The organism is Idiomarina sp. A28L, assembly GCF_000218785.1.
GTDB lineage: Bacteria > Pseudomonadota > Gammaproteobacteria > Enterobacterales > Alteromonadaceae > Aliidiomarina.
On record NZ_AFPO01000011.1, the window covers coordinates 276,141 to 288,234 of the forward strand.

Annotated in this window: 8 protein-coding genes; 4 read left to right on the forward strand and 4 right to left on the reverse strand. The window is 44.3% G+C overall.

The genetic code is table 11. The annotated features are described in order from the left end of the window. Window positions 1-92: 92 nt before the first annotated feature. Window positions 93-1,490: an adenylosuccinate lyase gene (gene purB / locus A28LD_RS04390; protein ID WP_007419858.1), complete on the forward strand. Its 1,398-nt coding sequence runs from the start codon at window positions 93-95 to the stop codon at window positions 1,488-1,490. 19 nt (window positions 1,491-1,509) lie between these two features. Next, a complete protein-coding gene (locus A28LD_RS11880; RefSeq protein ID WP_007419859.1) occupies window positions 1,510-2,727 on the forward strand; it encodes a cupin domain-containing protein in 1,218 nt (405 codons plus the stop codon). A 130-nt stretch (window positions 2,728-2,857) separates the two neighbouring features. Here the strand turns inward: A28LD_RS11880 and A28LD_RS04400 are convergent, their stop codons facing one another. After that, window positions 2,858-3,274 carry a DUF4826 family protein gene (locus tag A28LD_RS04400; RefSeq protein ID WP_007419860.1) on the reverse strand — a complete coding sequence of 139 codons (417 nt, stop codon included), beginning with the start codon at window positions 3,272-3,274 and terminating at the stop codon, window positions 2,858-2,860. A 312-nt stretch (window positions 3,275-3,586) separates the two neighbouring features. Here A28LD_RS04400 and A28LD_RS04405 point away from each other — a divergent pair, with 312 nt between their 5' ends. Further along, window positions 3,587-4,636 carry a Glu/Leu/Phe/Val dehydrogenase dimerization domain-containing protein gene (locus A28LD_RS04405; protein WP_007419861.1) on the forward strand — a complete coding sequence of 350 codons (1,050 nt, stop codon included), beginning with the start codon at window positions 3,587-3,589 and terminating at the stop codon, window positions 4,634-4,636. Window positions 4,637-4,720: 84 nt separating this feature from the next. Here the strand turns inward: A28LD_RS04405 and ydiJ are convergent, their stop codons facing one another. Both ydiJ and ppsA read right to left on the reverse strand, forming a co-directional pair. Further along, complete coding sequence (gene ydiJ / locus A28LD_RS04410; RefSeq protein ID WP_007419862.1) at window positions 4,721-7,813, reverse strand: D-2-hydroxyglutarate dehydrogenase YdiJ; 3,093 nt, start codon at window positions 7,811-7,813, stop codon at window positions 4,721-4,723. 33 nt (window positions 7,814-7,846) lie between these two features. Continuing rightward, window positions 7,847-10,219 carry a phosphoenolpyruvate synthase gene (gene ppsA / locus A28LD_RS04415; RefSeq protein WP_007419863.1) on the reverse strand — a complete coding sequence of 791 codons (2,373 nt, stop codon included), beginning with the start codon at window positions 10,217-10,219 and terminating at the stop codon, window positions 7,847-7,849. Window positions 10,220-10,335: 116 nt separating this feature from the next. On the opposite strand from ppsA, the gene ppsR reads away from it, so the two are divergent. Beyond that, entirely contained in the window at window positions 10,336-11,142 is an 807-nt protein-coding gene (gene ppsR, locus A28LD_RS04420) for a posphoenolpyruvate synthetase regulatory kinase/phosphorylase PpsR (RefSeq protein WP_007419864.1), read from the forward strand. A 79-nt stretch (window positions 11,143-11,221) separates the two neighbouring features. Here the strand turns inward: ppsR and A28LD_RS04425 are convergent, their stop codons facing one another. Continuing rightward, complete coding sequence (locus A28LD_RS04425; protein ID WP_007419865.1) at window positions 11,222-12,037, reverse strand: DUF1338 domain-containing protein; 816 nt, start codon at window positions 12,035-12,037, stop codon at window positions 11,222-11,224. Between the last annotated feature and the right edge of the window lie 57 nt (window positions 12,038-12,094).

Here is a 12,094-nt window from a genome sequence, read left to right on the forward strand (position 1 = left end):
CTCTTAAGATTAAGCTTAAGGGTTTATGCTCAAGTAAACAGTAGAACCAAATAACTCGCTAGTGAATTCAAACACAATTACGGAGCAACCGCATGGCCCTCTCACTCTCTGCACTAACCGCCATTAGCCCAGTTGATGGACGTTATGGTAGTAAAACCGCTGATCTTCGTCCGTTCGTAAGTGAATTCGGTTTAATTCATCAGCGTGTGCTAGTAGAAGTGCGTTGGTTGCAAAAGCTGGCAAGCATCGCTGAAATCTCCGAAGTTCCGGAATTTTCCGTGCAAGCCAATACTTTATTAGATTCTATTGTTAGCAATTTTTCTGAATCGGATGCTCAGCGTGTTAAAGACATTGAACGTACTACGAATCATGATGTAAAAGCAGTAGAGTACTTTTTAAAAGAGAAAGTTGCGGGTAATAGTGAGCTTCTAGCCGTTACCGAGTTCATTCATTTCGCCTGTACCTCGGAAGATATTAACAACCTATCGCACGCACTAATGCTAAATGCGGCAAACGATAACGTGGTGTGGCCCCTGCTCCAGCAGTTACTGCAAGAAGTGAGTAAACATGCTGCTGATTACAAGAGTATTCCAATGATGGCGCGCACCCACGGCCAACCGGCTACACCAACAACAATGGGTAAAGAGTTTGCTAACGTAGCAGTGCGTTTAGATCGGCAAATGTCGGCGTTAAAACAAGTGCAATTTCTGGGGAAGATCAATGGTGCAGTAGGAAACTACAATGCGCATTTATCGGCGTATCCTGATGTAAACTGGCATCAAGTAGCCGAAGAGTTTGTTACCTCGCTTGGCCTTACGTTTAACCCTTATACTACGCAAATTGAACCGCATGATTATATTGCTGAATGGTTCGATGCGCTTTGCCGCTTGAATACGATTCTAATTGATTTCGATCGTGATCTTTGGGGTTACATTGCATTCAACCATTTCAAACAAAAAACTATTGCGGGTGAAATTGGGTCTTCAACCATGCCGCACAAAGTAAACCCGATTGATTTTGAAAACTCAGAAGGTAATTTAGGTATTGGTAATGCCATTCTTAGTCACCTAGCGGCAAAATTACCAATATCTCGTTGGCAGCGTGATTTAACCGATTCAACAGTTTTACGTAATCTTGGTGTTGGTTTGGGCTATGCGGTAATTGCTTACCAAGCAACCCTGAAAGGCCTTTCTAAGTTGCAAGTAAACGAAGAGAACTTACGCAACGAACTCAATTCAAACTGGGAATTACTTGCTGAACCTGTGCAAACGGTGATGCGCCGTTATGCTATTGAAAAGCCCTACGAAAAATTGAAAGAACTTACCCGCGGCAAACGTGTTACCCAGCAGGATCTAGCTGCTTTCATTGATAAATTAGAATTGCCGGAGCAGGTTAAAACTGAATTAAAAGCGTTAACACCAGCAACCTATATTGGCCGTGCTGAAACCTTTGTAGATGAGCTGCCGGCTCAATTAAAAAACCTCAATTAGATATAGAGTAGCGAACACAATGACCACTAACCCTTTTCAGGATAGCCCAAGTGATTTCGTGTTAAATCACTACGCATTCGATGCTGTAGTGTTTTTGCGTGATTACTGGCAGAAAAAGCCATGCGTTATTCGTCAAGCGTTCATCGATTTTCAAGATCCGATCAGCGCTGATGAACTTGCTGGTTTATCTATGGAAGCCGGGGTAGATTCACGAGTGGTAAGCTGCAATTCAGGGAAATGGGATTTGGAACATGGGCCAATTAACGATTTCACCAAGTTAGGTGAGCGTAATTGGAGCCTGCTCGTTCAAGCCGTGAACGAACACTACCCGCCAGCACAAGAACTACTGCGTGCCTTCCGGTTTCTTCCCGATTGGCGTATTGATGATCTAATGGTCAGTTATTCTACTCCCGGCGGCGGTGTTGGGCCGCACCTTGATCAGTATGATGTGTTTATTGTTCAGGGTATGGGCTCGCGACGCTGGCAAGTGGGTGCTTCAGGCGATTTCCAAACTCATTGCCCGCACCCAGATTTAAAACAAGTAGCGGAATTTGCCCCCATCATTAATGAAGTGCTAGAGCCGGGCGATATGATTTACATTCCAGCCGGCTTTCCACATGCTGGTGATACTGTTCAAGAAGCACTTAATTATTCAGTTGGCTTACGAGCACCGAGCCAAGCAGAGCTGATATCTGCTTTAGCCGATCACGCATTAGAGCATGATGGCTTGCAACAACGTTTTCGTGATCGGGTAGAAGTATTGTTAGATAATTCACAAGCCGAGTTAGCTGATAGAGAACCTTGGCATTTGCCTCGAGAAATCGTTGCGGATTGCCGAAATTTAATGGTGGCGGCGCTAAACGATGAAGCCCTACTCCATAAAGTTTGTGCGGAATTATTTTCCAAAAACCCGCGTCCGCCATTACCTGAATGGCCCGAAAAACCCTATACTGAAGCGGCTCTTATTTACAGCTGCCAGCGCTTCGATATTCTTGTGAAAGCTGTGGGCGTAAGAATGATTACCACAACGTTAGCAGGGCAACTTTATGCGGTTGTGCAAGGGCATTGGTATGCGCTTGATACTGATGCGGAAGCTCTTTTTGGTGTGCTTTGCGATATGACCGATTTTGCGGAAACACAAACAATTGTTGATTATCTAAAATCTGATAATGCGCGTGCTTTGCTATGTGGCCTGTTGAATGAAGGTTTGTTCATTTTAGCCAATGACGAAGAGTAGCAGTTCAAGCAAACTCAAATACTCGGTGATGTTTAGACATAAAAAAGGCCCCAGTAATTGGATCTGCAACTACTGGGGCCGCTTCATACCTTCTTATAGGCATTTTTATTGCTGAACAGCATCATTTTTACTATTTATCTTGCCAAAAACTTTCTTGCTCTACCAACTCATAACATGCTTCAGCATGACTAATTAATAATTGCGCAAATTTTTGTTGGGTTTCATCACTTTTCGGATCGTTTAGAATAGTATCGGCTCGCAATTGCCAGCGTAAACAAAAGTGCTTTAGCGCATCTCGAGCATTTCCCGCAACAGCTGCATCAACATGATCGGTTGGGCAAACGCCACAAACAGCCCAAACCTTCTCGGTTGTGCCCCGCTCAGTAAATTTCCAAAGAGAAATGTGTGGAATTAGGTAACGGCTTTCCTTTACGAGTACTTGATCGGTAAGTATGCCCTTTTCAACCAGATAACCGTTTGCTTTCTGAAACTGTTCGCGCACCCATGCAGCCTGTTCGGGGCTACTTTCTATTTGTTTTTCACTCATGGTTATCTCACTACTCTTGCTACTAACAATGTTGGTATGGTGTTGCGGTTTACTGATTGAAGAACGGTAAAGCGCGTAATCACCAAATGCATAAAATCAACGATATATTAACAGGCCAAAGCAAAACTGAAAAGCACTAGAAACCGCCACTGGCCCAACCACGAGCAAGATTTACCCGCTGTAAAGACAAGTTGATACTTTACTCTTAATCCCGCAGTTTTTTTCAGTTTCAATTACTAGCAACAGTTTACGTAAAGTGGTAGTTTACGCACCAAATTTGTGTCTTTGACAACAACAATGAGGTTAGCGGAAATGGCGCTATTCGAACACACGGAATATGACGGTCACGAACAGGTTGTATTTTGTCATGATAAAGTAACTGGCTTAAAAGCAATCATTGCGGTACACGATACTACCATGGGCCCTGCCCTCGGTGGCACGCGCATGTGGAACTATGCAAGTTCAGAAGAAGCCTTAACCGACGTTTTGCGTTTATCACGCGGAATGACCTATAAAAGCGCACTTGCAGGCTTACCTTTGGGTGGCGGCAAAGCGGTAATCATCGGTGATGCGAAAAAAGATAAAAGCGAAGCATTCTTTAAAGCCTACGGCCGTTTCGTGAACTCTCTTGGCGGCAAGTACATTACCGCAGAAGATGTAAATATTCGCACTGCTGATATTGATATCGTTGCTACCGAAACATCTTTCGTTGCAGGAACGGCAAGTAAAGCAGGTGATCCATCACCGCATACTGCTGAAGGCACTTATCTTGGTTTGAAAGCAGCCGCAAAACACGCGTTTGGTAATGAAGATCTGAAAGGCGTACGGATTGCTATTCAAGGTTTAGGTGCTGTAGGTTACGATTTTGCCGAATATTGTGCCAAAGAAGGCGCCAAGCTTATCGTAGCTGATGTAAATGAAGAAGCTGTTGAGCGCGCGGTTAAAGAGCTTGGCGCTGAAGCGGTAAGTATTCACGACATTTACAGTGTTGATTGTGATGTGTATGCCCCTTGTGCATTGGGCGCAACGATTAACGATGACACATTGAAGCTAATTAAAGCAAAAGTAATCGCTGGTAGTGCAAACAACCAGCTAGCAACGCCTGCTCACGATAAAATTGTAAAAGATATGGGCATTTTGTACGCCCCAGATTACGTAATAAATGCCGGTGGTGTTATTCACGTATGTTCTGAGGCTGCAAATTTTTCTCTAGAAGATACCGCAAAACGTGTTAAAGCCATTTACGGTACGCTGGATAAAATCTTTACCCGAGCAAAAGATGAAAATCGCCCTACGGGTGAAATCGCTGATGAAATGGCTCGAGAAATATTAGCTAAGAAATTAGCTTCGAAAACTGCCTAGTTCAACAGTAGTTACATAGAAAAGCGGCGCAGTGTTAAGCACTACGCCGCTTTTTTGTTTTTCTATCTAATTCATTTTAGTAATTTAACCGACCCAAGCTAACAGCTGTTGTATCGGATGCCGCGGCTTTTCAGGTGTATAGCGCGCAGCTTGGCACCGACAAGAAAAACCAGTAGCGAGCACGGCTTTCTGGGAAGCTTCCGCTGTGTTTTCTTTATTCGAAAGTTCTTCACTAGAAAAGAATTTTTGCCAACTTAAATCAAATATGGTTCGGCTTATTTCTTGGTTTTCAAGCTCGTGGCCAAATGTACCGGCCATTCCACAACAGCCTACCGCAGGGCTTTCTGCTTTTACCCCAGCAGCAGCAAAAATATCATGCCAAGCCTTACCCGTATTTGGTAACGCCGTTTGCTCTGTGCAATGCGCTAAAACTTGAGCTGTTTTCATGTTCTCTGGAACTTGCTTTTCCGCAACTAATGTTGCCAACATTTTGCGATTCTTATGCAACCATTCGTGCGCTAGAAGAACAGTGAAATCTTCGCTGTTTGGAATTCCTTCTTTGCGGAATTCATCGCGAAAACAAAGCACTGTTGCCGCATCCAGGCCAACCATAGGAACTCCAAACTCTTGCTGCAGCGCTGCCAAACGCTCAGCAGTGCTGGTGGCTATGCGCTCAAAGCTATTTAAAAAGCCTTTTACATGTGCTGCCTTGGCATTTGCCATATAAGGCAGCAAAATCGGCTCTTTACCCATTAGCCGAACTAGCTGCATAAAATCATTTACAAGATGCGCATCAAAAGCGCTTGTGAACGCATCTTGCACCACGAATACATAATCATTAGCATCAAAAGCTAGCGATTCCGCCTTTACTCGTACATCGGCGATACTCATATAGTTATGCTTAGCCACTTGTTTGGCCAAACTTGGTACCGAAAATTTCGGTGTATCTACGTAACCAATCCAATGCTTCTGCAGCACTTTGCTTAGTGGGTTGCTTGCTAAGAAATTTCCCACCCTAGGAAAGCGTGCGAGCTTTAATAGGTTCAGCTCGGTGCTTAACACCAAATAATCTTTCAAAGGACGTTTAAATTTCTGGTGGTAATGTGCGTAAAATATTGCCCGTTGGCTGGGTATATCTACTTTTACCGGGCACTGGCTCGAGCACGCCTTACAGGAAAGGCAAGTATCGAGTGCTTGCTTTACTTCTTGGGTAAAATCATCACTATTCGCTGCTTTCGATAACCGAAAATTAGCGAAAACGCTTTTTTCTACTAGTGTCGATGTAACGGTGCTGTAATCAACTGCCGCTAAACGGCGCAGCCATTCACGCAACAAAGTAGCACGCCCTTTTGGCGAATATCGCCGATCGCCTGTTGCTCGATACGACGGGCACATTGGGCTGGTGACATCAAAGTTAAAGCATAGGCCGTTTCCGTTACAATCCATTACGCCTTGGAATTGCTCTTGGCTTGTTAACGGTATTTGCCGATCAAACCACCCACGTTTTTTTGCATCTACTGATACCAATGGCTCTTTGCTTTGCCATGGTGTGCAGATTTTGCCTGGGTTTAAACGGTTTAACGGATCAAACGCAGCTTTAATTTTACGTAGCTCGGTAAACAACGCTTCGCCAAAGAATTCTGGCCCATACTCTGAACGATAGCCTTTTCCATGTTCACCCCACATTAAGCCGCCATAGCGCGCCGTGAGGCGCATCACTTGATCACTTATGGTGCGAACCATCTTCGAGCTTTCTGGGTTCTGCATATCCAAAGCTGGCCGCACATGCAGAACACCTGCATCAACATGGCCAAACATACCGTACTTCAATTGGTGGGAATCAAGTAACGCTCTAAATTCCATTATGTATTCGGCTAAACGTTCAGGCGGAACAGCTGTATCTTCAACAAACGCTACCGGCTTGGCATTGCCTTTCGTTGCACCTAAGAGGCCCACAGCCTTCTTACGCATCGCGTAAATTTTTTGAATACTGCTTTCTTCCCGGCAAATTTGATAACCGATCACACCAGTAGTTTGCGGATCAAGGCCAGCAAGCTGATTGCATAGTGCTTTCAGTTTATTGCCTATCTCAGCTTGGTCAATGCCAGTAAATTCGAGAATATTAATGCCGCCCATTCGATAAGGCGGAACATCGGTGAGAAGATCTTTAACTTGATGCCAAATGATATCGTTCCGAGCTAAATCTAATACTGTGCTATCCACGGTTTCTACCGAGGTAGCGCGGGCTTTAACTAACTCCGGTGCATGCCTAAGAGCATCCTCAAAATCCTGATACTTTACGTTCACTAACACTTTGAAATTTGGCGTTGGCGTAATTTTTAATTTAGCTTCAGTAACAATACTTAATGTGCCTTCAGCACCAGCGATTAAGCGCCCAACATCAATGGTTTCATTCTCAGGATCGTAGGCATGAGCCAAATCATAACCAGTTAAAAATCGATTTAATGGTGGAAACTTATCTTCAATAGCACTGCGCATATCCTTACAGCTGCGCAGAACTTGTTGATAGATATGCCCTATCACATCATTAGTTTTAGCTATTCGCTCAGCCTCAGCCAAACTAACTGGTTCGGTGCGAAGCTCATCGCCGCTTACCAATACACTTCTTAATGCCAACACGTGATCGCTAGTTTTGCCGTAAATCAACGAACCCTGTCCTGAGGCATCGGTAGCAATCATGCCGCCAAGGGTGCAACGATTACTGGTTGAAGTATCTGGAGCAAAGAAAAAACCGTGAGGTGCAAGAACAGCATTGAGTTGGTCTTTAACAATACCAGATTCAACCCGAACCCAACCTTCTTCTACATTGAGTTCTAATACGCGAGTTAGGTGTCGGCTTAAATCAACGACTACGCCTGGGGTAAGTGCTTGACCATTAGTGCCGGTACCACCACCTCGTGGCGAAAATTTAATGCCTTGAAATTGAGCGCGCGCCGCTGTTCGAAAAATACAGCGCACATCATTTTGGCTTCTGGGGTAAAGCACAGCTTGCGGAAGCTGCTGGTAAATACTGTTATCGGTAGCAGCTACCATTCGCCCTGAATAACTGAAATCAACCTCACCGATATACCCGGCTTGTTCTAACGCACTAAGGTATGCCTGAGTTTCCTCAGGCACCTGTTCGTAATCATTTAAAACCGGTAATCGGTTGGTCACAGCACAAGACCTCCGCAAAAGGGCTAAGTTATGTTATTTGTTTAATTCTTTAGCCAAGAATAACCAAGTATCTAAAACCGTATCTGGATTTAGTGACACTGAATCAATTCCCTGTTCAACTAACCAATGCGCAAAATCAGGATGGTCTGATGGCCCCTGGCCACAAATACCCACATATTTCCCGCGCTTCTTAGCCGTTTGAATTGCCATCGAAAGTAAAGCTTTAACAGCTTCGTTGCGCTCATCGAACAAATGCGCAATTAATCCAGAATCACGATCCAAACCTAAGGTTAACTGGGTGAGATCGTTAGAGCCGATAGAGAAACCATCGAATATATCAAGAAACTTATCCGCGAGTACTGCATTTGATGGTAACTCACACATCATGATAACTCGTAAACCGTTCTCACCTTGGCGTAAGCCGTGCTTAGCCAGTAATTCAATCACTTTCCGGCCTTCGTCTAAAGTACGAACGAAGGGGATCATAATTTCTACGTTAGTGAGCCCCATATCGTTTCGAACCCGTTTAATTGCCTCACATTCAAGGGCAAAACATTCGGTGAAATCTGGCGCTAAGTAACGAGCGGCGCCACGGAAACCAAGCATTGGGTTTTCTTCTACGGGCTCGTATTGGCGGCCACCAATTAAATTAGCATATTCGTTCGATTTAAAATCCGACAAACGCACTATCACGCGCTCTGGCGCGAATGAAGCGCCAATTGTAGAAATACCCTCAACTAAGCGTTGAATGTAAAATTCGCGTGGGCTTTCATAACCAGAAATTAAATCTGTAATCAGAGCCTGCATTTCTGGCGCCTGATCTTCGTAGTGTAAAAGCGCTTTTGGATGAACGCCGATCATCCGATTGATAATAAACTCAAGCCGCGCTAAACCAACGCCCGCATGTGGAAGGCGTGCAAAATCAAACGCACGATCTGGATTACCCACGTTTTGCATTATTTTTAGCGGCAACGCGGGCATATTGCCCACTTCTGATTGGGTTACTTCAAAATCTAAGATGCCATTGTATACATTTCCGGTATCGCCTTCCGCGCATGATACGGTAACTTCTGCACCATCGCTGATAAGCTTGGTTGCATCACCACAGCCTACTACCGCAGGAATCCCTAACTCACGAGCGATAATCGCGGCATGACAGGTTCTACCACCTCGGTTGGTTACAATTGCCGCCGCCCGTTTCATGATTGGCTCCCAATCTGGGTCGGTCATATCGGTTACCAGAACATCACCTGGTTGCACTTGGTCCATATCGGCTATCGAATCCAACACACGTGCTTTACCGCTACCAATTTTCTGGCCTATTGCACGACCAGTAATGATGATATCCGATTCGCCCTTCAGAGCGAAACGCTCAATACTATTGCCTGATTCATTCGAACGCACTGTTTCTGGCCGTGCTTGTACGATATAGAGCTTGCCATCAATGCCATCTTTCGCCCATTCAATATCCATCGGCCGGCCATAATGCTTCTCGATAACTACAGCCTGTTTGGCCAATTCCAAAATTTCTGCTTCAGTTAATGAGAACTGTTTTTGACGTTCACTATCAACATCTTGAATACTTACTTGTTTACCATGCTCTTGGCTATCCGAGTAAACCATTTCAATTTTTTTACTTCCCATCGTGCGGCGAATTACCGCTGGTCGGCCTGCGGCCAACGTGGGTTTGTGCACGTGGAATTCATCAGGATTAACGGCACCCTGTACCACCATCTCACCCAAACCGTAAGAAGACGTAATAAATACTACTTGATCGAAACCTGATTCAGTATCGATTGAAAATAACACCCCTGATGCAGCAAGATCACTACGAACCATGCGCTGCACACCAGCAGAAAGCGCTACACCACGGTGATCGTAGCCTTGGTGTACCCGATATGAAATCGCTCTATCGTTGAATAGAGATGCGTATACGTGTTTGATCGCCTCCATCACTGCATCGATACCTTTTACATTCAAAAAGGTTTCTTGTTGCCCAGCAAATGAAGCATCTGGCATATCTTCGGCAGTAGCAGAGCTGCGAACAGCAAAACTAGCCTCTGCATATCCTTCACTTAAGGTAGCGTAGCTTTCACGAATAGCGGCATCGAGTTCAGGCGTGAATGGTGTTTCAATAATCCAGTTGCGAATTTGCTCCCCGGCTTTTGCGAGTGCTTTCACATCATCAATATCAAGAGTATCAAGGAGATCGTAAATGCGGGCATTAACGCCGCTTTGTTCGAGGAAAGTATTGAACGCATGTGATGTAGTAGCAAAACCTCCAGGAACCGTAACTCCGGCACCTGCTAAGTTACTAATCATCTCGCCAAGTGAGGCATTTTTGCCACCCACCCGGTTTACATCGTTCATTCCTAAATCTTGATACCAAAGCACGTATTCTTGCACGGGGTTATCCTTACAATTTCGGGGTTAATTGTTGGGTGTGTTAACTGAAGAGTATTTTACACACTAGGGCTTCACAAGTTAACATTTGAATCACTTTCATTTCAGGCTAATTCAATATGCGTACAGCTTTCTACATTTCCGATGGAACTGCCCTCACTTCAGAAACCTTTGGGCATGCGATTTTGTCGTTATTTCCAGTTAAATTTGAACATAAAACTTTACCGTTTGTAGATGATGATGAGAAAGCTTTAAAAGCGGTACAAGAAATCAACGCCGCGTTTGCTGAAAGCAATGAGAAGCCACTGATATTTCATACCTTTGTAAATCCATCATTGAAGAGAATTATTCTTAATAGTGATGGAGTTAGTTATGATTTCCTTGATCATTACGTGGAACCAGTGCAAGCCGAACTCGGAGTTGCGGCACAACCGAAAACGAACCGAACCCATGGGCTAAACCAAGATTATAACTTCCGCATAGATGCTATCAATTACACGCTTGAAAACGATGATGGCGTAAGCACCCGCAACTACGGTGAAGCTGATATTATTCTTGTTGGGGCTTCGCGAACCGGTAAAACCCCTACTTGTATTTATCTCGCGCTTCAATACGGTATAAAAGCGGCTAACTACCCACTCACTGAAGAAGATATGGGGCCTATTGAGCTGCCCTATGATTTAAAGATGCATCGTCACAAATTGTTCGGGCTAACCATAGACCCTGAGCGCTTACAAAATATACGCGAAGCTCGCCGTGCCAATAGCCGTTATTCCTCAATGGAACAATGTGTGCTGGAAATCAATGAAATTGAAAGTATATTTCGACAAGAAGCGATTCCCTATTTAAATTCAACCCATGCTTCTGTAGAAGAAATAGCAGCAAAAATCATGACCACAGCAAAACTAAAACGCCATCGCTATTAATAACCATCGCTAAAAACAAAAAAGCTCTGTGTTAACAGAGCTTTTGTCGGTGAGTTATTAGCTGTTTTTTATGTTTTCTTCAGGCTTTTTTTGCGTTCGTACTTTCAAATATCTTATCTGCCGATGCGGCAACAAACCCAGTATATAGCTTACCATCGGCAATCTCATAGCGTTTAGCAAACTCGTAGAAACAGCTTGGAATAACCGCTTCGCCGTCGCTAAACTGCACAGGTATATGATCGGCCATCGTTGATGATTGCTCGAGAAATACTTCTGGTGAACCTTTTATCTCTCCGCCTGAAGCATTCAAGGTAAAACCTGAATCTTTTAATTTCTGGTTCACACTTTCTAAGGTGCTATACCCTGGTAATTCGTTCACACTAACAGTGAAATGGTTGGCACAAAAGCCAAATGCACTCATCCATGCGGCATATTCACTCTCTTCTAAAAGCTGCTCGTATTGCTGGTGTGATACTTGCCAATGCGTTCCTGAATAAAGAAACTCAGGGTTAGTAACCTCTGCGGCATTAATACTCGCAACCATATCCTGAACGATTTTTTGTAGTGCTGGCGAAAACTCTTCCACGAGCAACTCACTAATAAAAATTTTTGGTAACGTTGGATCGCTATGTTCAAAATGCTTAGCGCGCAACTTTTTTTGTTCGAAGGCGTAATCGCCATTAGCAAAGTAACCCATGGCTTCAAAGTGGCCGGTTAATGCCGCGAGATTAACTGGCGCGATATTGAAAGTACGAAAGGCAACGTGGTCGTTGATGATTTCATGCCCTTCGCCAAGTACTTCATGTACTTTACTAGCCGATGGTGTGCGTTGGATATAATCAGCCCATAAGGCCTCAAAAAAACGATGTGCGGCGGAATTCGTTGATGCGCTCACTCGATAACTCCTTTATGAGAAGGGCCAGAACACTTGCGCGTTCCGACCCTTGTAAAT